A 25692-nucleotide genomic window follows, 5' to 3' on the forward strand; every position below is an offset into this window, starting at 1 on the left:
CACACTTCGCGGGGCCGTCCCGTCGGACAGGTGAACCCGTTCCACGACGAGGAGCACACCATGGATGCCCGTCTCGACTACTTCGGCAACGCCGTCGGGGCCAAGGTCCTGCGGCACATCAACTCGGCCGGCCGGGCGCTGTCCGACTCCGGGCTGCCGCACGCGACGCAGGAGCTGGTGAAGATCCGCGCGAGCCAGATCAACGGCTGCGGCTTCTGCACCGACATGCACACCAAGGACGCCGCGCACGCGGGCGAGAGCCAGCTGCGGCTGAACCTGGTGGCGACCTGGCGGGAGGCCACCGTCTTCACCGAGGCCGAGCGCGCCGCGCTGGAGCTGACGGAGGAGGGCACCCGGATCGCGGACGCCGCCGGCGGCGTCACCGACGAGGTCTGGGCGAAGGCCGCCGAGCACTACGACCAGGACCAGCTGGCCGCGCTGATCTCGCTGATCGCCGTGATCAACGCCTACAACCGGATCAACGTGATCAACCGGCAGCCCGCCGGGGACTACCGGCCCGGCCAGTTCGGCTGAGCCGGCTCCGACCGGGCGGACCGGCCGGCCGCGGTGCCCGCGCTTCCCGCGGGGCCGCGGCCGGCCGGCGCGCGCGTCAGGGCAGGTGGTCGGTCACCAGGGCGAGGTGGCCGGTGGGGTCCACGCCGCCGGGGCGGGCGAGCCGGGCGGCGAGGTCGTTGATCAGCAGGGTGCCCAGGAGGTAGTGGCCGAGCGCGAGTTCGGCGGGGGTGGAGTTCCCGCCCCGCAGGTCGGGCTTGGGCTTGCGGTCGGAGAGGCGGCACGGCGCCTCCGCCAGGACGTGCAGGTCGTGGGTCAGCAGCAGCCGCTCCCACCAGCCGGGGTCGTCGCGGAACAGCGCGCGCAGGCCCTCGTGGGCGGCCAGCCGGGGCAGGAAGTCGTGGATCGCCGCGCGGTAGCCCGGGTACACCGGCTGCCGGAAGCCCACCTGGTAGCGGTGGTCCGGCCCGCGGCGCACCGAGAAGCCGGTGCGCAGCGCGGGATCCCAGACGGTGAGGCTGAAGAGTGTCTTCGCCAGGTCGTAGACCGGGTCCCAGGGCTCGACGGAGCCGCGCGGGTCGATGAGGCGGAAGTCCTCGGCCGCCGCGCCGGCGCGGGTGGACAGCAGGACGTTGCGGGTGTTGGCGTCGCCGTGGGCGGGGGCCATCAGACGGGCGGGGGCCAGCCGCGCCAGCCGGCCGCCCAGCCGTTCCAGCACCAGGTGCGGGGCCCGGCACGGCACGCCGTTGACGGTGATCCGCTCGGCGGCCGTCAGCTCCCCCGGCAGGGCGCGGGCCAGGAGCGGCAGCCGCCGCAGGAACCGGCCCACGACGACGTCGGCGAGGTGGGTGGCCGGGGCGGGGTGGGTGCGCGCGGCGTAGCCGTCCAGGACCAGGGCCTGGAGCAGCGCCGGGTAGCGGCGGAAGAACTCCCGGGTGCCCTGCGGCGACTCCCGCAGGGGGGCCGCCAGGTCCGCGGAGGCGTAGAACGGCGTGGTGCAGGCCGCCCAGCCGTCGCCGTCGAGGACGTGCGGGACCGGCAGGTAGTGCGCGGCCAGCCGCGGGGCCACGGTGCGCAGCAGTTCGATCTGGCGCAGCTTCTGGCGGAAGGAGACCAGGTCGTGGCCGTCCACGGCGCCGGGTGCGGGCACCAGGACCTTGACCACCAGTTCCTCCCCGCCGGAGGTGGTGGCCCGGTGGACCCGGGCCGGTGAGCCGCCGTCCAGGATCTCCTGCCCGACCGTGAGGCCGAGGGTGTCGGCGACGGCGGCCAGGGCCGCCTCGTCGGTCCATCCGCCGGGCGGGCGGGGGCGGGTGACGTGCCGGTGGTCGGTCATCGCGGCCGCCTCCTCGGTGTCCGCTACCAGCGGATCGAGTCGATCAGCGCCGCGTGCAGCTGGGGGGTGCAGGCGGCGATGCAGGAACGCTGGTTCAGCGGGCCGATGTCCAGCAGCAGGGTGTCCCGCAGCGGTTTGCCGTAGGCGTCGGTGATGGTGACCCCGGCGCGTTCCGCCAGGTACACCGAGGCGGCGATGTCGTACGGGAACAGGTGCAGGATGCTCCCGTGGCCGACCCGGCGGAAGTCCGCCTCGGTGGCGGGGCGGTCGCGCAGCAGCCGGTTGCCGATGTCGACGTAGGCGTCCATCTGACCGGTGATGATGCGGGAGATGGAGAAGGAGGCGCTGTTGAACACGTACACGCCGCCGGTGTTGGCCGAGGCGTCGATCAGGTGGCCGTAGGCGTCGGTCATCAGCGCCGCCGGGTGGCCGTTGAACTCCAGCGACCAGAACATCCGCTCGGGCTCGGTGACGGCGGACAGCCGGGGCACCGGCGCGGGGAAGCCGCCGGACTCGACGCCGGTGCCGTCGGCGTCGGCGTACAGCCAGTGGCCGGTCTTGATCTCCTGGAGCATCGCGTACCGGATGTCGCCGATGGTGGGCGCCTCGGTGAAGGGGGCCGCGGCGATGGAGACGCAGGCCATCTCCAGGTCGGCGGCGGCGCCGCGGGTGCCGTCGATGGGGTCGATGACCAGCACGTGCCCGGGTGCCCGGCCGATGGTGCGCAGCCCCTCGCTCTCGGTGTAGACGGCCACGGGCTCGCCGCGCTCGCGCAGGAAGTCCCAGGCGGCCCGTTCCGCGAGCACGTCGACCGGGAACTCGGCGTCCCCGCCCTTCGCCGTGCCCGCCACGTAGCGGCTGCCGACCTCGTGCAGCCCGTCGCGCACGGCCGTCCGGATCCGCCCGGACAGCTCCTGGACGAGGCCCCTCATGAGACGACCGACAGGAAGAGCCGTTCCAGCAGATCGCACATCTCGTCCGCCTCCTGACGGGTCATGATCAGTGCCGGGCGGACCTTGAGCACGTTGCCGTGCCCGTAGAGCGAGGTCCGCAGCAGCAGTCCGTGGTCCAGGCCGCGTTCGGCGAGGTGGTTGGTGAGCCCGGGGTCGGGGCGGCCGTCGCGGTCCACGATGTCGATGCCGATCATCAGCCCGACGCCGCGGACCTCCCGGACGAACGGCACCCTGGTGGCGAGGTCGCGCAGCCGCTCCAGGACGTGGCCGCCGACGTCGCGCACGTTCTCCAGGAAGCCGGGGCGGCCGATGATCTCGACGGTCTTCAGGGCGGCCGCGGCGGCCAGCACGTTGCCGCCGAAGGTCGAGTTGATGTGGTGTCCCTCCACCCCGGTCAGCCGCTCCTCGGTCAGGAGGCCGGCGATGGGCATCCCCGCGCCGCCGAGGCCCTTGCCGAAGGTCATCAGATGCGGGGCGACCCCGAAGTGGTCGGCGGCGAACATCCGCCCGGTGCGGCCGAACCCGGTCTGGATCTCGTCGAAGACCAGCAGGATGCCGCGCTCCTCGCAGAGGTCCTTGAGTGCCTGCAGATAGCCGTCCGGCGGGACGACGTTGCCGCCGTTGCCGCTGATCGGCTCCAGCACCACGCAGGCCACCCGGCCGGTGCTCGCGTAGTCGATGAAGTCGTTGATCCGCTCGACGCACAGCAGGCCGCAGGTGGCCCGCTCCTGCCGGTAGAAGCAGCGCAGGCAGTGCGGGTCGGGGACGTGCACCACGCCGGGCAGGTGGGAGGGGAAGGGGGCGCGCCGGAAGGCGGCGCCGGAGGCACCGATCATGCCGAGGGTCTGGCCGAGGTGACCGCGGAAGAGCGTGACCACGTCGGACTTGCCGGTGTGCACCTGGGCGATCTTGACGGCGCTCTCGTTGGCGTCGGAGCCGCTCGCCGACTTCAGGTGCACCCGGGTGAGGTTCGGCGGCGATACCTCGGCCAGCTTCGCCACCAGGGCGTTCAGCGGCTCGGTCTGGAACTTGGAGGTGACGTGGATCAGCCGGCCGGCCTGTTCGCGGACCACCTCCACGATCTCGGGGTGGGCGTAGCCCAGGCTCAGGTTGAACGTCCCCGAGGAGCAGTCGAGATAGCGCCGGCCGTCGTCGGCCCGGAGGTACACGCCCTCGCCGCCGACCACCCGGAGGTCGTCGGGCCGGTAGTAGTAGTGCCGCAGCGCCGATCCGGCCTCCCCGCCGGACGGAGCCTTCGGTGCGGCGGTGCGTGCCGCGGTCCTCGTCTGTCGCATCGGTCTTCCTCCGGTAGCTCCGACAATTCCTGGCAGATCGACCTGCTCGAACGATTCGAACCGCAGATCCGCCTCGTGGAGATCGAGCGCGGCGGTCATCGCGTTCGGTATCGCGACGCACCGGATTCCGGCCCTTTTCGCGGCGCGCACTCCGCTGGGGGAATCCTCGAACGCCACCGCCCGCTCGGCGGGAATTCCGAGCGCGGCCAGCGCCGCGACATAGAGATCCGGCTCGGGTTTCGCGCCGGCGCGGTCCCCGTCGGCGCACTGCACGGTGCTCCAACCCTCGGCCATTCCGCACTGCCGCGCATATCTGGCGACCCATTCCCGGGTGGAGTTGCTGACGATCCCCCGGGAGATCCCCAGGGCGTCGACCGCCCCGAGGATCCGGTGCACGCCGGGCCTGCCGCAGAGCCCGCCGAGCAGTTCGCGCTGCCGCCGGTGGACGCGTTCCTGCAGCTCACGGCGGTCGGCCGTGCATCCGGTGGCCCGTTCGAGCCGCGTCCACAGCTCGGACCCGATGGTGCCGACGAGCGACGACCACACCTCGACCGGGAGCCGGTGGCCGAACTCCAGGAAAACCTCCGCGTGCGCGCGGAATATCTCGGACTCCGGATCCCACAGCGTCCCGTCGAAATCGAAGAGAAACGCATCCACGTCCTTCATCCACGGACACCTCCGTCGGGCGGCGGACGGCCGCGCGGCCAGGGGTCGGTGCACGGAGCCGAGGCACCGAGCGTCCATCATCGCCGAGCCGCTCCGCTCCCGCCATTCATGGTTCGTCAACGCACCCACGATCGGCGGACAAAACGGTGCGGCGGCGGGCGGATGGTGTTCGGCTGGGAGTGGCGCCGGCGACGGGCCGTCGCGAGAGTCGAGGAACGATGGACGAGGACACCCACTCCGCCGGTACGGCGGCTCCCCCGACCGGAACGGCGGCTCCCCCGGGCAGCGGGCCACGGGTCGCCGTGGTGGGGCACGTCGAATGGACCACGATCGCCGGTCTCGACGAGGTCCCCGCCGCCGGCGAGGTGACCCACGCCCACCGGCTCTGGCAGGGCCCGGCCGGCGGTGGCGCGGTGGCAGCCGTCCGGCTCGCCGAACTGGCCGGCACCTGCACCTTCTTCACCGCCCTCGGCGACGACCACGCCGGGCGGCGGTCGCGCGCCGAACTCGAACGGCGCGGCGTACGGGTCCTGGCCGCCGCCAGGCCAGGACCCACCCGGACGGCGGTGAGCATGGTCGACCGCTCCGGGGAACGCACCACCGTCACCCTCGGCGAACGCCTGCAGCCGGCCGCGGCCGATCCTGTCGACTGGGGGCAACTGGCCCACTACGACGCGGTGTTCTTCACCGCCGGGGACGCCGCCCTGCTGCGCCGGGCACGCCGGGCCTCGGTCCTCGTGGTGACCGCGCGGGAGTTCGGCACCGTACGCGAGTCCGGTGTCAGGGTCGACGCGCTGATCGGCAGCGGCGCCGACCCGGCCGAGCGCTGCGACCCGGCGCTGCTGCGCAGCCTGCCGGGCCTGGTGGTCAGCACGGAGGGCCGGCGCGGCGGCGTCTTCACCCGCAACGACCAGCCGCCCCGGCGCTACCGGCCCGCCCGCGCACCGGGCCCCCTGGTGGACACCTACGGGGTCGGGGACAACTTCGCGGCCGTCCTCACCTACGCGCTCGCCACCGGCGCGACCCCGGCCGACGCCCTCGACCTCGCCGCCCGGCACGGCGCGGCCTGCACCACGCAGCGCGGCCCGTTCGCGGCCCGGCCCGCCCCTCGGCGACGGGCGGTCGGAGTATGAGGACGGGCGCGCGGGAGGTGCCCACGGGCAAGCGGATCCTGCTGCTGTGGGACATCGACGGCACGCTGATCGACGGCGCCCACGTCGTCGCGTCGATCTACCCGCTCGCCTTCGAACGGCTCACCGGCCGGCCGGCCCGGCACCGCGTCGACATCGCCGGGCGGACCGAACTCGACATCATGGACGAGCTGTTCGCCCGGCACGGCGTCGACGCGCCCGCACCGGAACGGGTCGGCGCCGAGCTCTCCGCCCAGCTGCGCCGGCGGGCCGCCGAGCTGCGGACCGTCGGACGGGCCCTGCCCGGCGCCGCCGAGGCCCTGCGGGCCCTGGGCGCCCGGCCCGAGGTGGCCCAGTCCGTGCTGACCGGGAACCTGCGGGACAACGCCGCGCTCAAACTGGGGCTGTTCGGACTGGCGGGGTTCGTGGATCCCGCCGTCGGCGCGTACGGCGACGACGCCCGCGAGCGGGCCGCGCTGCTCCCGGTCGCCCGGCGGCGCGCGGCGGCCGTCCACGGAACCGACTTCGCCGCCCATGCCACCGTCCTGATCGGCGACACCCCTCGGGACGTGCACACGGGGCGCAGCGGCGGGGCACGGGTGATCGCCGTCGCCTCCGGCGCGAGCAGCGCCGAGGTGCTGCGGGAGGCGGGGGCGGACGTCGTGCTGGCGGACCTGCGCGACACCGCCGCGGTGGTCCGGGCCGTCCGGGCGCCGGGGCCGGCCGTGCGGAGCCCGCGATGAACGGCGGCCCCCGCCCGGTCGGCCTGGTCTCGGTCGTCATGCCCGCGCGCAACGCCGAGACGACGCTGGCCGCGCAGCTCGAGGCGCTGTGCGCGCAGACCTACCCGGACCCGTGGGAGGTGGTCGTCGTCGAGAACGGATCCGGCGACGGCACCCGCGCGCTGCTGCGGCGCTGGCAGCGGCGGATGCCGCGGCTGCGGGTGGCCGTCACCGAGGAGCCCGGCGTCAACCGCGCCCGCAACCTCGGCTGCCGGCGGGCCGACGGCGAGTTCGTGCTGCTCTGCGACGCGGACGACGTGGCGGCCCCCGGATGGGTGGCGGGCCTGGTCGACGCCCTGCGTTCCAGCCCGGCCGTCGGCGGCGCGCTGGAACGCCGGCTGCTCAACGGGCCGGTGGCCCTCGCCGCGCGGCCCCCGAAGAAGTCCCCCGCGCTGCTCGACACCTTCGGCTTCCTGCCCTACCCGGCGGGCGCCAACTGCGGGTTCCACAAGGAGCTGTGGAGCCGGCTGGGCGGCTTCGACGAGAGCTACCAGGGCGGCGGCGACGACACCGAGTTCTTCTGGCGCGCCCAACTGGCCGGGTACCGGCTGGCCTTCGCCCCGCACGCCGTCGTGCACTACCGGCACCGCGGCGACACCCGGTCCATCGTCCGCCAGTCCTACGGCTACGGGCGCTCGCACCCCAAGCTCTACCGCGACTTCGCCGCCCACGGCATGCCCTGCTCGCGGCCGGGCGACGCGGCCGGCGCCTGGTGGGCCCTGCTGCGCCGCTCCGTCGACCTGCTCGGCCCCGCCGACCGGCGCGCCGCCCTGCTGGCCCAGCTCGCCCTGCGCGCGGGCCGCGCCGTCGGCAGCGCCAGGCACCGGCGGTGCTACCTGTGACCCGCCCCCGGTCGGGTGAACGGGTGCCGGTCCGCCGGCCTTCCGGCCGGGACGGCACCGTACGACGGCAGCGTGTGGAGGAACCATGACAGCCACGACCCCCGGCCCCGCGAGCGGCCCGATCGTCCTCGGTGTGGACCCGGAGCCCGGGCCGATGGCCACCGCCTGGGCCGCCGACGAGGCCGAGCGCCGCAGGCTCCCGCTGCGGCTGGTGCACGCCGTCCCGTCGGTGGCCCGGGAGTTCCGCCCCTCCGACGAGGGCTCCTACCACAAGGCGCTGCGCGCCCGCGCCGACGAGGCGCTCGACCGGGCGGCCGCCGAGGCCCGGGCGCGTCATCCCGGTCTGGCGGTGACCACGGTGGTCGAGGAGGACGTCCCGGCGCCGGCGCTGTGCCGGGAGTCGGCGCGCGCCTCGCTGGTGGTGCTCGGCACCCGGCGGCTGAGCCGGGTCGCGGAGGTGCTCAGCCTGGCCTCGGTGACCGTCCCGGTGAGCGCGCAGGCCCGCTGTCCGGTGGTGGTCGTCCTCGGGCCGGAGCACTCCACCCAGGAGCCGCCCGTCGTGGTGGCCGGTGTGGACGGCAGCCCCGCCTCGATGACCGCCCTGCGCTTCGCGCTGGACCTCGCCGCGCGGCGCGGGGCCGCGCTGCGCGCCGTCCGGGTCCGGCCGCGCGCCGCCTTCGACCGGACCGATCCGTTCACCGCCGAGGGGGAGCTGCGGCGGGCGCTGATCGCCACCACCGAGGAACCGCACGCGCTGCACCCCGAGGTCGACCTCACCCACGAGGTGGTGCACGGCCACCCCGTGGAGGAACTCGCGCGGGTGTCCGAGCACGCGCTCGCCGTCGTGGTCGGCCGGCGCGGCGACGGCGGGTTCACCGGCATGCGGATGGGCTCCGTCCCGCACGGGCTGCTGCGGCGGGCCCGCTGCCCCGTCGTCACCGTCCCGGGACCGCCGGAGGACGGACGCTGACCGGTGCGGCGCCCGCCCCGCGGCGGCGGCGAACCCTCAGATCGCCAGGTCGCGGCGGTCCAGCAGGGCGAAGGCGGCGACCAGCCCGGCCACACCCACGCCGCAGAGGACGGCGAGCGAGGACCAGGGGACGGTGCCGTGGGCCAGCGCGTCGCCGGGCGTGTAGTAGTGGAAGGGGCTGAGGTAGCGCAGCGGCGCGGCCGGCTCCCAGGCGAGGGCCACGAAGTTGAGCGCGAAGCCGACCGCGCCGAACGCGACGGCGGCCCCGATCACGTGCGCCCGCCGCCGGCTCACCGCCGAGACGGCCAGCACCGGCCCGGTCAGGCAGAGCGTGAAGCCGCACCCCAGCAGTCCCGCGGCGAACACCCCGCCGATCGGGACGGCCGCCCGCAGGTCGGGCGAGAGCGCGACCCCGAGCGCCACCGTGGCGGTGGCCGCCGCGTTCAGCAGGACGGAGGCGGCGGCGAGCGCGGCGGTGCGCTCGGCCAGCAGCCGGCGGCGGGAGACCGGGCGGGTCATCAGCAGCTCGATGGTGCCGGACTCGACGTCGGCGGCGACGGCGGCCGCGCCCAGCGCTCCGATGGCGGTCAGCTGGAGCGCGATCCAGAACGGGTGGGTGAGCCCGGCGCCGAGCAGGCCGGCGTAGCTGGCGATGGAGACGTCGCCGTTGGAGCCGCTGAACGCCTTGAAGGCGTCCGGCGGGTTCTTCCCTCCGCCGAACAGGTCGGTGGGCGGCACGGTCCCGGTGATCACGACGATCAGGGCCTCGAAGACGACCATGCCGAACACCAGCGAGAGCAGCATCCGGCGGCGGCGGTGCAGGGCGAGCCAGACCAGGGGAAGCCGTCGGCTGACGGTGGCCCGGCTCATGACCGCTGCTCCGGGTCGGTGCCGGCGTCGGCGCCGGGCGCGGCAGGTGGTCCGGACGGACCGGGCGGCGCGGGCGGGTCCTCCGGCTCCTCGCGGGTGCGGTAGAGGTCGAGGAAGGCCTCGTCCAGACCGGCCTCCTCGACGGTGAGGTCGCCGACCGGCAGGGCCGCGAGCAGTTCGCGGACCGCGCGCACGACGTCGTCCGGCGGCACCAGGAGCTCCACCCGCGAACCGTCCCAGCGCGGGGACCAGCGTTCGGCCGCGCCCAGCGGCCGCTCGCCCCGCCCGTCGGTCAGCACCAGCCGGATCCGCCGGGCCCGGGCCCTGCGCAGGGCGGCCACCGACTGGACCGCGACCAGCCGCCCGCCGCGGATGATCGCCACCCGGCCGCAGGCCCGCTGCACCTCGGGCAGGACGTGGCTGGAGAGCAGCACCGTGCGGCCGGCCGCCGTCTCCTCGGCGAGGAGTTCGAAGAAGACCTCCTGGACGAGCGGGTCCAGCCCCTCGGTGGGCTCGTCGAGCACGGTGAGGGCCGGCCGGTGCTGCAGCGCCTGGACGAGGCCCAGCTTCTGCTTCATGCCCCGCGAGTACGCCCCCACCGTCTTGTCCAGGTCGGCCCGGGTCAGCTTCAGCCGGGCGCAGAGCTCGGCCTGCCGCGGCGCGCTCGCACCCTGGAGGTTGGCCAGCAGGTCCAGCGTCTGGCGGCCGGTGAGTTCGGGGTAGAGCCGCAGCTCGCCCGGGAGGTAGCCGATGGACGGCGACACCCGGCGGTGGTCGGCCACCGGGTCCAGGCCCAGGACCCGGACCGCGCCGGCGCTCGGCTTCAGCAGCCCGACCAGGCAGCGCAGCGTGGTGGTCTTCCCCGCGCCGTTGGGCCCGAGCAGGCCGAACACCTCGCCCGCGCCGATGTCGAGGTCCAGGCCGTCGACGCCGGTGCTGCGGCCGTAGCGCTTGGTCAGCGATCTGAGCTCGATCACCGCCGTACCCTCACCGGACATGCTCCACCTCCCGTGATGAGCGCGGCTCCATGGTTCCCGCGCCGGGCCGCCGCGAACCGGGCTGCCGCTCCCCCACCCTGCCCTGCGTACGGCCCGCGCGCACGGGCCGAACGGCCCCGCCCAGCGGGCCGGTGGTACCGGGCGGCGGGCCGATGGTACCGGGTGGCGGGTCGGTGGTACCGGGTGGCGGCGCGTCCGGTGGTGGGACGGCGGGGCGCCGTCGGGCGCGGGACGGCCGGTGTCCGGGGGCGGCGCGGCTAGCCTGTGGCCCGCCGACGACTCCTCATGCGGTGAAGGCAAGTGCCTTGAACAGTAATGCTTTTAATAAGTCTTTAGGCTCACCTGCCTTCCTCGGTGGCGGCAGACACGCCAGGCTTCGCTCTGTTTCCGCCGGACCGCGCGACCGCGCGGCCGGCTCCGCACGGAGAGGACTCCACGTGCCCAAGAGGCGACGTAGCAAGCTCCTGCTGAGCACCGTCACACTGGCGGCCCTGGGGCTGACCACCACCCAGGCACTCGCCGCGCCGCCCGACACCCCCGGACAGCGTCCGCACCAGGCCCGGCACCAGGCCGAGATCGGGCAGAAGCACGCGCAGAAGGTCCGGGGCGCCGGCGCCACCGGCCCGTCACTCACCGCCGGATCCGCGGCGCCCGGGGAGGACGAGGGCGACGAGGCGGAGAACTCCGCCGAGGGCACCGCGCAGTACACCGAGGCCCGCACCGCGCCCGGCGTGGTCGCACCCGGCGCCTACGGCGCGGCCTGGGCCCAGCTCCAGTCGCTGCCGCACACCGGCGGCACCTGGGACCACGTCACCGACAAGCCCTACAACTCCGACGACCCGCGCTACCGCGACGTCAACTCCAACTCCAGCGGCGGCTCCGGCTACGTGACCGGCCGAATCACCGGGATCGCCGCCGACGCCGACGGCCACGTCTACGCGGGCGGCGCCAACGGCGGCGTGTTCCGCTCCCGCACCGGCGGCGGCCAGTGGCAGTCCATCTCGGACCGCCTCCCGTCGCTCTCCACCGGCACCCTGAACCTGGACGCCGGCGGGCGCCTCTGGTACGCCACCGGCGAGTCCAACACCGGCGCCACCTCGTACGTCGGCACCGGCGTCTACGTGCTCGCCGACCCCGTGCACGGCGAGTTCCAGCCCGGCAACCGGGTCGGCGGCGCCGAACTGGAGTCGACCATCATCCACGCGCTGCGCTTCGGCGGCGCCAAGGTGTGGGCGGCCACCAGCCGGGGCGTCTGGAGCCACTCGACGACCGACCTGTCCGGCCCGTGGACCCTGGAGTTCGCCCCCAACCCCGAGTACCTGCCCGGCGGTTCAAAGGCGTCCGACCCGTCCGCGCCGTACCGGAACATCACCAACGACATCGCCATCGACCCCAAGGACCCGTCCAAGGTCGTCCTCGCCGTCGGCTGGCGCGGCGGCGACACCTCCAACGGCTTCTACAGCAAGGCCGCGGACGGCGGCTGGCAGCGGATCGGCTCGCTCGGCGAGCTGCCGACCGACGCCGCCGACGTCGGCAACGTGACCTTCGCCGCCTCCGCGGACGGCTCCCGCTACTACGCCATCGACCAGTCCCCGGCGGTCGCGGCGAGCGACCCGGACACCGGCCTCAAGGGCATCTACGTCTCCCGGTCCGGCTCCCCGTTCGGGCCGTGGACCCTGATCGCGGACAAGGACAAGCTCAAGAACTCCGGCTCCGCGCTCCAGGGCGAGGGCTACCAGCCCGGCATCCAGGCCTGGTACAACCAGTTCCTGCAGGTCGACCCGGCCGACCCGGACCACGTCTACGCGGGCCTGGAGGAGGTCTTCGAGAGCAAGAACGGCGGCTCCTCCTGGACCGTCCCGGGCCCGTACTGGAACTTCGGCTTCCCCTGCTGGAGCATCGACCCGGCCAAGCAGACCGGCGACTGCTCGCCGACCACCCACTCCGACCAGCACGCCGTCGCCATCGGCAGGTACAAGGGCAAGCCCACCGTGTACGTCGGCAACGACGGCGGCGTCTACAGCCGCCCGGTCAACGGCGCGGCCGACGCCTCCGGCCACGCCACGGACTGGAAGTCCCTGGCCGACGGCACCATCGACACCCTGCAGTACTACTCGGTCGGCGTCGGCAAGGACCCGGCGGACCGCTCGGGCCGGGGCGTGATCGTCAGCGGCGGCCTGCAGGACAACGGGGAGTCCATCCTGCGCGCCCGCGACAAGGTGATGGGCTCCAACTTCGGCGGCGACGGCGCCGACACCCTCGTCGACCCGGAGAACGGCTGCAACATCGCCGAGGAGTACGTCTACCTCGACCTGTGGGTCACCCAGAACTGCGCCGTCAACAACGGCGCCTGGACCACCGACCCGGCCAAGGCCACCTCCTACGAGGTCGCCCCGCCGGACAAGGAGAGCAACGCCGCGCGCTTCATCGCGCCGATCACCAGCGACCCGAAGGACGTCAAGACCTGGATCGCCGGCGGCCGGCACGTCTGGGTGCAGCACAACGGCTACGCGATCCGCAGCGGCGAGGAGTGGACCAGCGCCTACGACCTGGGCGAGGGCCACGTCGCCACCGCCGTGGCGACCGTCGACGGGACCGTGTACGCGGGCTGGTGCGGCCCGTGCAACAACCAGGGCTTCAGCCGCGGCATCGCGGTCGGGCGCACCGACGGCACCGGCTGGCACCAGCTGAACCTGCCGGTCGAGGGCACGCTGCCGAACCGCTACGTCTCCTCCTTCGCCGTCGACGAGAGCAACGCCCAGCACGTCTTCGTCGCCTTCAACGGCTTCTCCCGGACCTGGACCGAGGGCCCCGGCGCGGGCGTCGGCCACGTATTCGAGACCCGTGACGGCGGCGCCACCTGGACCGACGTGTCGGCCAACCTGCCCGACGTCCCCGCCACCTCGGTGCGGATCCTGCCCAACGGCGGCCTGGCGCTCGGCACCGACCTCGCCGCCTTCTACCGCGCCCCCGGCAGCGCCGACTGGCGCGTCCTGGGCCGCAACCTGCCCACCACCGCGGTGCAGCAGCTCAGGACCGGCCCCGACGGCAAGCTCTACGCCGCCACCTTCGGGCGCGGCATCTGGTCCTTCGACCTGCGCCGCCTCGGCCACGGCCGCTACGACGAGACGGAGGACTGACCGCTCCTCCCCTTCCCCGGTCCGGCCCGCGGAGCGTTCGAGCGCCCCGCGGGCCGGACCGCCGTGCTGCCCTGCGCGGGCGCGACAGTGACCGTACGTATCGGGGCAAGTGCGGCTCCGCATCCGCTCATAGCCTCGTGGGCCGAGTACCCGGGTACCCGAGTACCACCGAGAGCAGGGAGCGAGACCATGGCAACAGTGGCGACGGAGGAGACCCCGGTGCGGGGACCGGAACCGGAGGTGGCCGCGGCGGCGGCGCGCACGGGCGCGACGGAGGCAGGCGGCGCCGCGCCCGACCTGGACGCGATGACACGGATCACCCTGCGGCCCATCGCCTCCCCGATGCCGCTGGGCTTCTTCACGGTGGCCATCTCCTCGGCCGTGACCAGCAGCCTGCAGCTGGGCCTGATCGACGGGGCGTACCGGCAGGCCGTGGGGCTCACCGTCTTCGCCGCCTTCGTTCTCCAACTGCTGGTCAGCATCCTCGCGTTCGGCGCGCGGGACGTCATCGCGGCGACGCTGATGGCGGGCTTCGCCGGTACCTGGCTGTCCAACGGCCTGGTCACGGCGACCAACGCCCACGGCGGGGCGCAGGTGCTGGGGGTGATGAACCTGGTGTTCACGGTCTTCGCCGCGCTGATGGCCTCGGTGGCACGGCCGAAGCGGGTGCTGTGGGTGCTCCTGATGATCGCCGTGCCGCGCTACTTCGTCGCCGGCCTCCACGGGGTCTCGGGCGTGCACTGGCTGGGCCAGGCCGCCGGGGCGCTCGGCATGCTGCTCGCGGCGGTCGCCATGTACGCCGCCCACGCCCTGCTGCTGGAGGAGCTCCGAGGCAAGGAGGTCCTGTGGATCGGGCGCAGCGGTCCGGTGCAGGAGGCCATGCACGCGGCGCTGCCCGGCCAGCTGCGGCGGCTGGAGACGCAGGCGGGAGTGCGCCGGACCCTGTAGCGGGCGGCGCGGGACGGGCCCCGGTCGGCCCGGAGCGGGCGGTGCCGCTCCGGGCCGTCAGGTGGTGGGGCCCGGCACTCAGGGGGCGGTCAGGCGCTCGGTCATCACCTTGATCACCGCGGCCTGGTGGTCGGCCAGGTAGAAGTGGCCGCCGGGGAAGACCCGCAGGTCGAAGCGGTCCTCGGTGTGGTCGGCCCAGGCGGCGGCCTCGTCGACGGTGACCTTGGGGTCGTCGTCGCCGACCAGGGCGACCAGCGGGCAGCGCAGGGCCTCGCCGGGCTCGTAGACGTAGGTCTCGGCGGCCCGGTAGTCGGCGCGGGTGGCGGGAAGGATCATGCGCAGGATCTCCTCGTCGCCGAGCAGCCGGGCGTCGGTGCCGCTGAGGCCGCGCATCTCGGCGATCAGGCCGTCGTCGTCGCGCAGGTGCACCGTCTCGGTGCGGTGGGTGGAGGGGGCGCGGCGGCCGGAGGCGAAGAGCGCCGCCGCGACCAGTCCCTTCTCCCGTTCCAGGCGCCGGGCGACCTCGAACGCCAGGGTGGCGCCCAGGCTGTGGCCGAAGAACGCCAGCGGCCGGTCGGTCCACGGCAGGAGCGCGGCGGCGACCTGGTCGGCGAGGTCGGGGACGGTGTCGAGCAGCGGTTCGGTGCGGCGGTCCTGGCGTCCGGGGTACTGGACGCACAGGACGTCCACGGACGGCGGCATCGCCCGGGCGACCGGGAGGAAGAAGCTCGCGGAGCCGCCGGCGTGCGGCAGGCAGACCAGGCGGACCCCGGCGTCCGGGCGCGGGTCGAACCTGCGGATCCACCGGTCGTCGTCAACGGGAGGGTTCACGGGAGGTGTTGTTCCTTCGGTCGTGGGTGGAAGGGGGGTGCGGGCAAAGGGCGCGCGGTCGGCGGTGGTCACTCCTCCACCGGGCCGAGCCGGCCCAGCCACGCCTCGACCGCCGCGGCGGCCTCGTGAGCATGACGCTCCATCAGGGTGTAGTGGTTGCCCGGCACTTCGGTCACGGTCTCGGCGTGTTCGGGAGCGGCGGGGCGGTCGTCGGTGTCCGCGTCCTCCCGGGCCATCCACTCCGCGGCCCGGACCACCAGCGTCGGGGCGGCGGCCCGCGGGGCGTCCCAGTCCTCGAAGATCCGCAGGTAGCCGCCCATCGCGGTGAGCTGGGTGCTCGGCGCGGAGACGAAGCCGAAGCGCTCCGACTGCCCCTCCACCACCGCCGACTGGAAGCGCTCGCCCATCCGCTCGCGCCGGGTGAAGCTGTCCAGCATGACGATTCCGGCCACCGGACGGCCGAGCCGCTCCAGGTGGCAGGCGACGGCGTGCGCGACCCAGCCGCCGGAGGAGTAGCCGAGCAGCACGACCGGCCCGCGGCCCACGGAACGTTCGATGGCCGCGGTGTGCACCTCGACCAGCGCGGCGATGTCCTCGGGCAGCGCCTCGCCCGGGGCGAAGCCCGGCTCGGGCAGCGCCCAGATGCCGCGCCGGCCGCCGAACGCGGCGGCGAACCGGGCGTACTGGTGGACCCCCGAAGGCGCCATGTACGGGCCCAGGCAGACGAGTTGCGGCCCTTCCTGGCCCTGGGCGAAGCGCACCGGCGCGGGCAGGTGGTCGGCGGCCGACGCGGCGGTGAAGACCGGGCGCAGCCGGGCGGCGGCGGTGACCAGCTCGATCCCCTCGGCCATCCGGCCGAGTTCACCGGCCCGGCGGTAGAGCGAGACGAGGAGGTCCTGCGACTCCGGCGACTCCGGCGACTCCGGCTCCCGGGGCTCCCGGGGCGCCCGGGGGTCCGCGGGCTCCTGGGTCCGGGGCTGCGGCGACTCCGGCCCGCCGCGCTCCGCCAGCAGCGACAGCAACCGCTGTCCGACCTCGGCCGGGGTACGGTGGTCGAAGGCCAGTGTGCTCGGCAGCCGCAGGCCGCTGGCCCGGCTGAGCCGCTTGCCGAACTCGACCGCGGTGAGCGAGTCGAAGCCCAGCTCCAGGAAGACGTGCTGGGCCTGGACCGCCTCCTTCGAGGGGTGGCCGAGCACGGCGGCGGCCTCGCCGCGGACGAACTCCACGATCTCCGAGGCGTGTTCGGTGACCGCCAGCCCGGCCAGCCGGCGCAGCAGGGGAGGCTCGGCGCCGTCCTCGGCGGTGTCCGCGCTCTCCCGGGCGGCGAGCAGCCGGGCCACCTCGGGCAGTTCACCGATCAGCGGACTGGGCCGGGCCGCGGTGAAGCCCGGGACGAAGCGCTCCCAGTCCACGGCGGCCACCACCAGCGTGGTGTCCTCGTTCTCCACCGCGCGGCGCAGCGCCAGCACCCCCAGCTCGGGGCTCATCGGCTCCAGGCCGCGCAGCCGCAGGCGCTCCCCCGCGGCCGCGTCGACCATGCCGCCGCCGCCCCAGGCGCCCCAGGCGACGGAGGTGGCGGCCAGCCCGCGGGCTCGGCGGTCCTCGGCCAGCGCGTCCACGAAGGCGTTGGCGGCGGCGTAGCCGGCCTGGGCGCCGCTGCCCCAGGCGGCGGCGCCGGAGGAGAACAGCACGAACGCGTCCAGCGGGCGCTCGCCCAGCAGTTCGTCCAGGTGCGCGGCGCCCAGCGCCTTCGCGCCCAGCACGGCGGCGAGGTCCGCCTCGGTGGTGTCCTCGAGCAGCGCGGGCGCGCCGCCCACTCCGGCGGCGTGCACCACGGCGCTGAGCGGCGCCAGGTCGTCCAGCGACGCCACCAGTTCGGCCACCGCCGCCCGGTCGACCAGGTCGCACGCGGTGATCGTCACCTTGGCGCCCAGCGCCTCCAGTTCGGCGCGCAGTTGCTCGGCGCCCGCCGCGTCGGCCCCGCCGCGACTGGCCAGCACCAGGTGCTCGGCGCCGTCGGCCGCGAGCCCGCGGGCCACCTGGCCGCCGATGAAGCCGGTGCCGCCGGTCACCAGCACGGTGCCGCGCACCCGCCAGGGCCGGACGGGGGCGCCGGCCGGGCGCGGGGCCCGCACCATCCGCCGGGCGTACGTCCCTGCGGCCCGCACCGCGACCTGGTCCTCGGCCGTGGCGCCGGCGAGCACGGCGGCCAGGCGGCGGGCGATCCGGCCGTCCGTGGGCGTCGCGCCGGCGGGCAGGTCGACCAGGCCGCCCCAGCGGGCGGGCAGCTCCAGGGCGGCGACCCGTCCCAGGGCCCAGACCTGCGCCTGGGCGGTGCCGAGGGCGCCGGTGCCGAGGACACCGGTGTCGTGGGCGACGGTGTCGTGGGCGCCGGTGTCGTGGGCGCCGGTGGAGACCGCCGACCGGGTGGCACACCAGAGCGGGGCCCGGACCCCGGCGTCGCCGAGCGCCTGCACCAGTGTCAGGGTCCCGGCCAGGCCCCGGGACAGGCCCGGGTGCGCGGGGTGGAGCCGCTCGTCGAGCGCGAGCAGCGACAGCACACCGCCGGGGCCGCGCCCGCCGAGGCCGCCGGCGGCTTCCCGCAGCCGCCCGGCCAGCGCCGCCCGGTCCTGGCCGTCGGCCACCGTCAGCCGGACGATCTCGCCGCCGTGCCCGGCCAGGGCGTTCAGCGCCAGCTCGACGGCGGGATCGGCCGCCGGCTCCTGCGGCAGCAGCACCAGCCAGGTCCCGGCCGACGCGGGCGGCGCCGGCTCCGGGAGCACCTGCCAGTCGATCCGGTACCGCCAGCCGTCCGCCTCGGACTCCTCGCGGCGGCGCCGGTGCCAGGAGGAGAGCGCGGGCAGGGCCGAGCGCAGCGTGGCGTCCTCGGCCAGCCCGAGGTCCCCGGCCAGCGCCGCCAGGTCCTCGCGCTCGACGGTCGCCCAGAACTCGGCGTCCACCGCCGAGCCCGCCGCCGGCTCGGTGGGCCGGCCGACCGCCGCCTCCAGCCAGTAGCGCCGGCGCTGGAAGGGGTAGGTCGGCAGGTCCACCCGCCGGGCGTCCCATCCGGCGAAGACCGCGGACCAGTCGGGCCGCACGCCGCTGGCCTGCGCCTCGCCCAGCGAGGTCAGGAAGCGCCGGGGGCCGCCGTCGCGGCGCCGCAGGGTGGGCACCACGACCGGCGGCAGGCCGCGCCGCACGGTGGCGGTCTGCGCCCGGTCCTCCTCCTGCGTGACGGCGTCGATGGTCTCCTGGAGGCCGAAGGCCAGCACCGGGTGCGGGCTGACCTCGACGAAGACCTGGTGGCCGTCGTCCAGCAGCCGCCGGGTGGCCTGCTCGAACCGCACGGTGCGGCGCAGGTTGCGGTACCAGTACTCGGCGTCCAGTACCGCGCCCTCGATCAGCTCGCCGGTGACCGTGGAGCGGAACGGCACGACCGGCACCTTCGGGGTGATCCCGGCGAGCATCCCGGCGAGTTCCTCGCGCAGGACCTCGACCTGGGGGCAGTGCGAGGGGCAGTCGACCCGGACGCGCTTGGCCGCCACCCCCTCGGCCTCGCAGGCGGCCAGCAGTTCGTCCACGGCGTCGAGGTCGCCGGCGACCACCACGCTGCGCGGGCCGTTGACCGCGGCGACGCTCAGCCGCCCCTCCCACTGCCCCAGGCGCCCGGCGGTCTCCGCCTCGGGCAGCGGCACCGAGACCATGCCGCCCGGCAGCCTGGAGAGCAGCCGGCTGCGCAGCGCGACGATCCGCGCGCCGTCCTCCAGCGACAGCGCGCCCGCGCAGCAGGCGGCCGCGATCTCGCCCTGCGAGTGCCCCACCACGGCCGCGGGCCGCACCCCGCACGAGCGCCACAGCTCGGCGAGCGACACCATGACGGCCCAGAGCACCGGCTGGACCACGTCGATCCGGTCGAACCCGGGCGCGCCGGGTGCCTCGCGCAGCACGTCCTCCACCCGCCAGTCCACGAACGGGGCCAGCGCCCGGGAGCAGGCGGCGACGCTGTCCCGGAACACCGGGGAGCTGCCGAGCAGCTCGACCGCCATGCCGGACCACTGGGAGCCCTGGCCGGGGAAGACGAACACCGCCTTCGGCTCGCCGCCGGCCGTGCCGCGCGCCACCAGCCGGTCGGAGCCGCCGCTCGCCAGCGCCTCCAGCCCGGCGGTCAGCTCCGCCCGGTCGGCGCCCACCACGACCGCCCGCTGCTCGAAGGCCGAGCGCGTGGTGGCGAGCGAGTAGCCGAGGTCCTGGACGCGCAGCTCGGGCCGGGCGCGCAGCAGCGAGGCGAGCGAGGCCGCCTGCTCCTCCAGCGCGCCGACCGTGCGGGCGGCCAGCGGCAGGGCCACCGCCACCGGCTCCAGCGGCACCTGCCGCGCGACGACCCGGGCCTCCGGTGCCGGTGCGGGGGTGTCGGCCGGCGGGGCCGGGTGCGCGGTGGGAGGCTCCTCGATGATCACATGGGCGTTGGTGCCGCTCATCCCGAAGGAGGAGACGCCGGCCCGGCGGGGCCGGTCCCGCTCCGGCCAGTCGACGGCCTCGGTCAGCAGCCGCACCGCCCCGGCCGACCAGTCGACGTGCGGGGTGGGCTCGTCCACGTGCAGGGTCTTCGGCAGCAGCCCGTGCCGCAGCGCCTGGACCATCTTGATGATGCCGCCGACCCCGGCCGCCGCCTGGGTGTGACCGATGTTGGACTTCAACGAGCCCAGCCACAGCGGGCGTTCCTCGGGCCGGTCCTGCCCGTAGGTGGCGAGCAGCGCCTGCGCCTCGATCGGGTCGCCCAGCGTGGTGCCCGTGCCGTGCGCCTCGACCACGTCGACCTGGTCCGCGCTCAGGCCGGCGCCGGCCAGCGCCCGGCGGATCACCCGCTGCTGGGCGGGACCGTTCGGGGCGGTGAGGCCGTTGGAGGCGCCGTCCTGGTTGATCGCGCTGCCGCGCACCACCGCCAGGACGCGGTGCCCGTTGCGCTCGGCGTCCGAGAGCCGCTCCACGAGCAGCAGACCGACGCCCTCGCCCCAGCCGGTGCCGTCCGCCGCCGCCGCGAAGGCCTTGCAGCGGCCGTCGGCGGCGAGCGCGCGCTGGCGGCCGAACTCCACGAACGCGCCGGAGTTGGACATCACCGTGACGCCGCCGGCCAGCGCCATCGTGCACTCGCCCTGGCGCAGCGACTGGACGGCCATGTGCAGGGCCACCAGCGAGGAAGAGCAGGCGGTGTCCACCGTGACGGCCGGGCCCTCCAGGCCGAAGGTGTAGGAGATCCGCCCCGACACCACGCTGGCCGCGTTGCCGGTGCCCAGGTAGCCCACCACGTCGTCGGAGACGTCCAAGCCGCGCTGGAGGTAGTCCTGGTAGCCGGTTCCGACGAACACGCCGGTCGAGCTGCCGCGCACCGTCGTCGGGTCGATCCCCGCCCGCTCGAAGAGTTCCCAGGAGGTCTCCAGTAGCAGGCGCTGCTGCGGGTCCATCGCCACCGCCTCACGCGGCGAGATGCCGAAGAAGGCGGCGTCGAAGTCCGGCATGTCGTGGAGGAAGCCGCCGGAGCGCGCGTAGGTGGTGCCCGGGTGGTCGGGGTCGGGGTGGTAGAGCGCGTCCAGGTCCCAGCCGCGGTTGGCGGGGAACGCCGACATCGCGTCGGTCTCCGCGGCCACCAGCTGCCACAGGTCCTCGGGGCTGCGCACGCCCCCGGGGTAGCGGCAGCTCATCGCCACGATCGCGATCGGCTCGTCCTCGGCGGCGCGCACGGTGCCGTCACCGTGCCCGTCGCCGGTGCCGGGCTCGGGAGCGGAGCCCAGCAGTTCGACCAGCAGCAGGCCCGCCAGCGCGACGGCCGTGGGGTGGTCGAACACCACGGTGGTGGACAGCCGCACGCCGGTGACCCGGGTCAGCCGGTCGCGCAGTTCCACGGCGGTCAGCGAGTCGAAGCCCAGCTCCCGGAACGGCCGACCCGGTTCGACCAGGTGGGGACCGCGCAGCCCGAGCACGGCGGCCGCCTCGGCGCGGACCAGCTCCACCAGGGTGCGGTCCCGCTCGGCGGGCTCGGCGGTGGCGAGGGTGCGACGCAGGGCGGCGGCCTCGTCGGAGAGGTCGTCGGGGCGCGCTTCGGCGGCCGGCCGCAGGGCCGCCCGGGCCTCGGGCAGGTCCGCCAGCAGCGGGCCGGGGCGGGCGACGGTGAACGCGGGCGCGAACCGCTCCCACGCGATGTCGGCCACCGTCACGGCGGTCTCGCCGCGCTCCAGCAGCCCGGCCAGCGCGGCGATCGCGGCGTCCGGTGCCATCGGCCGCAGGCCCCGGCGGCGCAGGCTGTCGGCGACCTCGGCGGAACCGGCCATGCCCGACTCGGCCCACGGGCCCCAGGCGACGGCGGTCGCCGCCAGACCGCGGGCCCGGCGCGCCTGGGCCAGCGCGTCCAGGTAGGCGTTCGCGGCGCTGTACGCGCCCTGGCCGCCGCCGCCCCAGACCCCGGCGATCGAGGAGAAGAGAACGAACGCGTCCAGCTCGCGCCCGCCCAGCAGCTCGTCCAGGTGGGCCGCGCCGGCGGCCTTCGCCGCGACCACGGCGGCGAACCGCGCCGGGTCGGTGTCGGCGAGCATCGCCGCGGTGTCGACGCCGGCCGTGTGGACCACGGCGGTCAGCGGGTGCTCCGACGGCAGTCCGGCCAGCAGCCGCGCCAGCGCCTCCCGGTCCGTCACGTCGCAGGCGGCGATCGTCACGCGGGCGCCGGCGGCCTCCAGCTCGGCGCGCAGTTCGTCCGCGCCCGGGGCGGCGGGGCCGCGCCGGCTGGTCAGCACCAGGTGCTCGGCGCCGCGGCCGGCCAGCCAGCGGGCGACGTGGCCGCCGAGCGCGCCGGTGCCGCCGGTGACCAGGACGGTGCCGCGCGGCGTCCACCCGTCGGCGGGCGCACCGTCGGCGGACGGGCCGTCGGCGGGCTGTGCGGCGGGGGTGAGGCGGGTCAGCCGCCGGGCCAGGACGCCGGCGTCACGGACGGCCACCTGGTCCTCGTCGCCGCCCGCCGTGAGAACGGCGACCAGCCGGGTCAGCGCCCGATGGTCGACGTCCGACGGCAGGTCGACCAGGCCGCCCCAGCGGTCGGGGTGCTCCAGGGCCGCGACCCGGCCCAGGCCCCAGATCTGTGCCCGGGCCGGATCGGTCGGCTCGTCGGACCCGCCGACGGAGACCGCGCCGCGGGTCGCGCACCAGAGCGGCGCCGCGACGTCCGCGTCGCCCAGGGCCTGCACCAGGGTGAGAGTCGGCGCCACGCCGGCGGGCAGCGCGGCGTCCGCCGCCCCGGTCCCCCGGTCGTCGCCCAGGGCCAGCAACGAGACGACGGTGCGCAGCGGCGTCTCGCCGTCGGCGGCCTCGCGCAGGCGGGCGGCGAGGGTCCCGCGGTCCTCGGACTCATCGACCTCCAGCCGCCCGACCTGCGCACCTCGTGCCGCCAGGGCCGCCTGCAGCGCGTCGGCGGTGGCCCGCGCGCCCGTGCCCGCGGGCGCCAGGAGCAGCCAGCGGCCCTGTGCTGCGAGAGGCGACGTGTCCGTGGCATCCGGCAGCGGGGCCCAGGTGACCTCGTACTCCCAGCGGTCCGCCGTCGGCTGCTCGCGCTGCTCCCGGGCGGCCGACTCCAGCCAGTACGACTCGCGCTGGAAGGCGTAGGTCGGCAGGTCGATCCGCCGGGCGCCGGTGCCGGCGAGGACGGCCTCCCAGTCGAGGGCGATGCCGTGGGTGTGGAGGTGGGCGAGGGCGGTGGTGAAGCTCTCGGCCTCGGGGCGGTCGACACGCAGGGCCGGGACGGCGACGGTGTCCGTGTCGGCCACGGTCTCCTGAACCATCGGGGTCAGGCCGCCGGGGCCGATCTCCAGGAACGCCGTCACACCGTTGGCCGCGAGCGTCTGGACGGCGTCGGCGAACCGGACGGCGTGCCGGACGTGCCGCACCCAGTAGTCGGGGTCGGCCAACTCTTCGGCGGTGAGGAGCTTTCCGGTGAGGGTGGAGACGATCGGCCGGCTCGGCTCGGCGAAGGTGACGCGCTCGGCGACCTCGCGGAAGCGGGCGAGCATCGGCTCCATCAGCGGCGAGTGGAACGCGTGCGAGACGGCGAGCCGCTTGGTGCGGCGGCCCTCGGCCGCGAGCAGCTCGGCGACCTCCTTCACCGCCTCCTCGGCACCGGAAATGACCACCGAGGAGGGGCCGTTGACGGCCGCGATACCCACCAGGTCCTCACGGCCGGCCAGCAGCGGCGCCACCTCGTCCTCCGAGGCCTGCACCGCCACCATCGCACCACCCGACGGCAGCTCCTGCATCAACCGGCCACGCATGGCGACGAGTTCGGCGGCGTCGGCCAGCGAGAGGGCGCCCGCGACATGGACGGCGGCGAACTCGCCGATCGAGTGACCGGCGAGGAAGTCCGCCCGCACACCCCACGACTCCACCAGCCGGAACAGCGCCACCTCCACCGCGAACAACGCCGGCTGCGTGAACTCCGTCCGCGCCAACAGCTCCGCGTCCTCCCCGAACACCACCTCACGCAACGACCGGTCCAAGTGGACGTCGACCGCAGCGCAGACCTCGTCGAACGCCGCCGCGAACACCGGGAACGAAGCGTGCAGCTCACGCCCCATCCCCAGCCGCTGACTACCCTGCCCCGAGAACAGGAACGCCGGCCCGCCGTCCCGGCCGGTCACCCCCTCGACGACGTGCGGCGCCGGGGTCCCCGCGGCCACCGCCCGGACGCCGTCGAGGAGTTCGACGAGGTCCGAGCCGACCACTACGGCACGGTGCTCCAGCGCGGCCCGCGAGCTCGCCAAGGTGTGAGCGACGTCGACCGGCCGGACGTCGGGCAGGCCGATCACGTGCGAGAGCAGCCGCTCCGCCTGCCCGCGCAGGGCGGCCCGGCTGCGCCCGGAGACCACCCAGGGCAGCGGCCTCGCCACCGCCGGGGCGGGCACCGGCTCGGGGCCGGCCAACGGGTCGTCGTCCGCCACGGGGGCGGCCGGGGCCTGCTCGATGATGGTGTGCGCGTTGGTGCCGCTGACGCCGAAGGAGGAGACGGCGGCGCGGCGCGGACGCTCGCCCGCCGGCCAGGCCACCGGCTCGGTCAGCAGCCGCACCGCCCCGGTCGACCAGTCGATGTGCGGGGACGGCTGCTCCGCGTGCAGGGTCCTGGGCAGCACCTCGTGCCGCAGCGCCTGGACCATCTTGATGATGCCGCCGACCCCGGCCGCCGCCTGGGTGTGGCCGATGTTGGACTTCAACGAGCCCAGCCACAGCGGGCGTTCCTCGGGCCGGTCCTGGCCGTAGGTGGCGAGCAGCGCCTGCGCCTCGATCGGGTCGCCGAGCCTGGTCCCGGTGCCGTGTGCCTCCACCACGTCGACGTCCGCCGCCGACAGCCCGGCGCTCGCCAGCGCCTGGCGGATCACCCGCTGCTGGGCGGGACCGTTGGGCGCGGTCAGACCGTTGGAGGCGCCGTCCTGGTTCACCGCGCTGCCGCGCACCACGGCGAGCACCGGGTGTCCGTTGCGCCGCGCGTCGGAGAGCCGCTCGACCAGCAGCATGCCGACGCCCTCGCCCCAGCCCGTGCCGTCCGCCTCGGCGGCGAAGGACTTGCAGCGACCGTCGACCGCGAGGCCCTGCTGACGGCTGAACTCGGTGAACATCCCGGTGCTCGCCATGACCGCCGCGCCGCCGGCCAGCGCGAGCGTGCACTCCCGCCGGCGCAGCGCCTGGATCGCCAGGTGCAGGGCGACCAGCGAGGAGGAGCAGGCGGTGTCCACGGTCAGCGCCGGGCCTTCGAGACCGAAGGTGTAGGAGAGCCGGCCGGAGGCGACGCTCGGCGCGGTGCCGGTCAGCAGGAAGCCCTCCAGCTCCCGGGCGTTCTCGGCGTCGCCCGCGTACCCCTGGTAGGCGAGGCCGACGAAGACGCCGGTGTTGGAGCCCTTGACCGAGACGGGGTCGATTCCTGCGCGCTCGAAGGTCTCCCAGGCGACCTCCAGGAGCAGTCGCTGCTGCGGGTCGGTGGCCAGCGCCTCGCGCGGTGAGATCCCGAAGAAGCCGGGGTCGAACTCCCCGGCCTCGTGCAGGAATCCGCCCTCCCGGGTGTAGCACTTCCCCGGGCTCGCCGGGTCCGGGTCGTAGAGACCGTCCAGGTCCCAGCCGCGGTTGTCGGGGAAGCCGGAGACCGCGTCGCCGCCGCGCTCGACCAACTGCCAGAGCTCTTCCGGGCTGTTGACCTGCCCGGGGTAGCGGCAGCCCATCGCCACGATGGCGATCGGGTCCTGGTCCTTGGCCTCCGCCTCCTGCAACCGCCGCCGGGTCTGCTTGAGATCGGCCGTCACGCGCTTGAGGTAGTCGAGCAGCTTCTGCTCATTCTGCATGTCTCGTTCACCCGCCATGTGAGTCAGGAAGTGCCGTCGTTCTGCGATCCGGTG

13 protein-coding genes and 1 pseudogene are annotated in these 25692 nt (G+C 75.3%); 7 read left to right on the forward strand and 7 right to left on the reverse strand.

Annotated features, from left to right (window positions below; all coding sequences use genetic code 11):
• The first annotated feature begins 60 nt into the window (after positions 1 to 60).
• A complete protein-coding gene (locus tag ACFVUH_RS17665; RefSeq protein WP_387914192.1) occupies positions 61 to 534 on the forward strand; it encodes a carboxymuconolactone decarboxylase family protein in 474 nt (157 codons plus the stop codon).
• A 76-nt stretch (positions 535 to 610) separates the two neighbouring features.
• Here the strand turns inward: ACFVUH_RS17665 and ACFVUH_RS17670 are convergent, their stop codons facing one another.
• The 3 genes from ACFVUH_RS17670 to ACFVUH_RS17680 are packed head-to-tail and all read right to left on the reverse strand — an operon-like array spanning position 611 to position 4763.
• Positions 611 to 1849 carry a hypothetical protein gene (locus tag ACFVUH_RS17670; RefSeq protein ID WP_387914158.1) on the reverse strand — a complete coding sequence of 413 codons (1239 nt, stop codon included), beginning with the start codon at positions 1847 to 1849 and terminating at the stop codon, positions 611 to 613.
• Between the two features lie 23 nt (positions 1850 to 1872).
• Complete coding sequence (locus tag ACFVUH_RS17675; RefSeq protein WP_387914160.1) at positions 1873 to 2781, reverse strand: inositol monophosphatase family protein; 909 nt, start codon at positions 2779 to 2781, stop codon at positions 1873 to 1875.
• On the reverse strand, positions 2778 to 4763 hold the full coding sequence (locus tag ACFVUH_RS17680; RefSeq protein WP_387914161.1) for an aminotransferase class III-fold pyridoxal phosphate-dependent enzyme: 1986 nt from the start codon (positions 4761 to 4763) through the stop codon (positions 2778 to 2780). The genes ACFVUH_RS17675 and ACFVUH_RS17680 overlap by 4 nt, the downstream gene beginning before the upstream one ends.
• 218 nt (positions 4764 to 4981) lie before the next feature.
• On the opposite strand from ACFVUH_RS17680, the gene ACFVUH_RS17685 reads away from it, so the two are divergent.
• The 4 genes from ACFVUH_RS17685 (at position 4982) to ACFVUH_RS17700 (ending at position 8487) form a co-directional block, all read left to right on the forward strand.
• A complete protein-coding gene (locus tag ACFVUH_RS17685) occupies positions 4982 to 5896 on the forward strand; it encodes a PfkB family carbohydrate kinase (protein WP_387914162.1) in 915 nt (304 codons plus the stop codon).
• Between the two features lie 17 nt (positions 5897 to 5913).
• On the forward strand, positions 5914 to 6636 hold the full coding sequence (locus ACFVUH_RS17690; protein WP_387914164.1) for an HAD family hydrolase: 723 nt from the start codon (positions 5914 to 5916) through the stop codon (positions 6634 to 6636).
• Positions 6633 to 7517: a glycosyltransferase family 2 protein gene (locus tag ACFVUH_RS17695; protein ID WP_387914165.1), complete on the forward strand. Its 885-nt coding sequence runs from the start codon at positions 6633 to 6635 to the stop codon at positions 7515 to 7517. Before ACFVUH_RS17690 ends, ACFVUH_RS17695 begins: the two co-directional genes overlap by 4 nt.
• A gap of 85 nt (positions 7518 to 7602) precedes the next feature.
• Positions 7603 to 8487, forward strand: a complete 885-nt coding sequence (locus ACFVUH_RS17700) for a universal stress protein (RefSeq protein WP_387914166.1) — start codon at positions 7603 to 7605, stop codon at positions 8485 to 8487.
• 36 nt (positions 8488 to 8523) lie between these two features.
• Here ACFVUH_RS17700 and ACFVUH_RS17705 read toward each other — a convergent pair whose 3' ends face one another.
• Entirely contained in the window at positions 8524 to 9357 is an 834-nt protein-coding gene (locus ACFVUH_RS17705; protein ID WP_387914168.1) for an ABC transporter permease subunit, read from the reverse strand.
• Positions 9354 to 10355 (reverse strand): ABC transporter ATP-binding protein, encoded by a 1002-nt coding sequence (locus ACFVUH_RS17710; protein WP_387914169.1) that lies wholly within the window; start codon positions 10353 to 10355, stop codon positions 9354 to 9356. Before ACFVUH_RS17710 ends, ACFVUH_RS17705 begins: the two co-directional genes overlap by 4 nt.
• 437 nt (positions 10356 to 10792) lie before the next feature.
• Here ACFVUH_RS17710 and ACFVUH_RS17715 point away from each other — a divergent pair, with 437 nt between their 5' ends.
• Both ACFVUH_RS17715 and ACFVUH_RS17720 read left to right on the forward strand, forming a co-directional pair.
• Positions 10793 to 13495, forward strand: coding sequence for a glycosyl hydrolase (locus ACFVUH_RS17715; protein ID WP_387914171.1), 2703 nt, complete (start codon positions 10793 to 10795; stop codon positions 13493 to 13495).
• Positions 13496 to 13684: 189 nt separating this feature from the next.
• Positions 13685 to 14443 (forward strand): GPR1/FUN34/YaaH family transporter, encoded by a 759-nt coding sequence (locus tag ACFVUH_RS17720; protein ID WP_387914173.1) that lies wholly within the window; start codon positions 13685 to 13687, stop codon positions 14441 to 14443.
• 78 nt (positions 14444 to 14521) lie between these two features.
• Here the strand turns inward: ACFVUH_RS17720 and ACFVUH_RS17725 are convergent, their stop codons facing one another.
• Positions 14522 to 15274 carry a thioesterase II family protein gene (locus tag ACFVUH_RS17725; protein WP_387914174.1) on the reverse strand — a complete coding sequence of 251 codons (753 nt, stop codon included), beginning with the start codon at positions 15272 to 15274 and terminating at the stop codon, positions 14522 to 14524.
• 68 nt (positions 15275 to 15342) lie between these two features.
• A pseudogene (locus ACFVUH_RS17730) lies at positions 15343 to 25596 on the reverse strand (type I polyketide synthase); the annotation flags it as partial.
• Positions 25597 to 25692: the final 96 nt, after the last annotated feature.

Origin of the sequence: Kitasatospora sp. NPDC058032 (assembly GCF_042885845.1) — a bacterium.
In the GTDB taxonomy this organism is placed as follows: domain Bacteria; phylum Actinomycetota; class Actinomycetes; order Streptomycetales; family Streptomycetaceae; genus Kitasatospora.

Bases quoted from the DNA above. Each gene is read 5' to 3' on its own strand.
- ACFVUH_RS17665 (WP_387914192.1), top strand. From the start codon at position 61: ATGGATGCCCGTCTCGACTACTTCGGCAACGCCGTCGGGGCCAAGGTC.
- ACFVUH_RS17670 (WP_387914158.1), bottom strand. From the start codon at position 1,849: ATGACCGACCACCGGCACGTCACCCGCCCCCGCCCGCCCGGCGGATGG.
- ACFVUH_RS17675 (WP_387914160.1), bottom strand. From the start codon at position 2,781: ATGAGGGGCCTCGTCCAGGAGCTGTCCGGGCGGATCCGGACGGCCGTG.
- ACFVUH_RS17680 (WP_387914161.1), bottom strand. From the start codon at position 4,763: ATGAAGGACGTGGATGCGTTTCTCTTCGATTTCGACGGGACGCTGTGG.
- ACFVUH_RS17685 (WP_387914162.1), top strand. From the start codon at position 4,982: ATGGACGAGGACACCCACTCCGCCGGTACGGCGGCTCCCCCGACCGGA.
- ACFVUH_RS17695 (WP_387914165.1), top strand. From the start codon at position 6,633: ATGAACGGCGGCCCCCGCCCGGTCGGCCTGGTCTCGGTCGTCATGCCC.
- ACFVUH_RS17700 (WP_387914166.1), top strand. From the start codon at position 7,603: ATGACAGCCACGACCCCCGGCCCCGCGAGCGGCCCGATCGTCCTCGGT.
- ACFVUH_RS17705 (WP_387914168.1), bottom strand. From the start codon at position 9,357: ATGAGCCGGGCCACCGTCAGCCGACGGCTTCCCCTGGTCTGGCTCGCC.
- ACFVUH_RS17710 (WP_387914169.1), bottom strand. From the start codon at position 10,355: ATGTCCGGTGAGGGTACGGCGGTGATCGAGCTCAGATCGCTGACCAAG.
- ACFVUH_RS17720 (WP_387914173.1), top strand. From the start codon at position 13,685: ATGGCAACAGTGGCGACGGAGGAGACCCCGGTGCGGGGACCGGAACCG.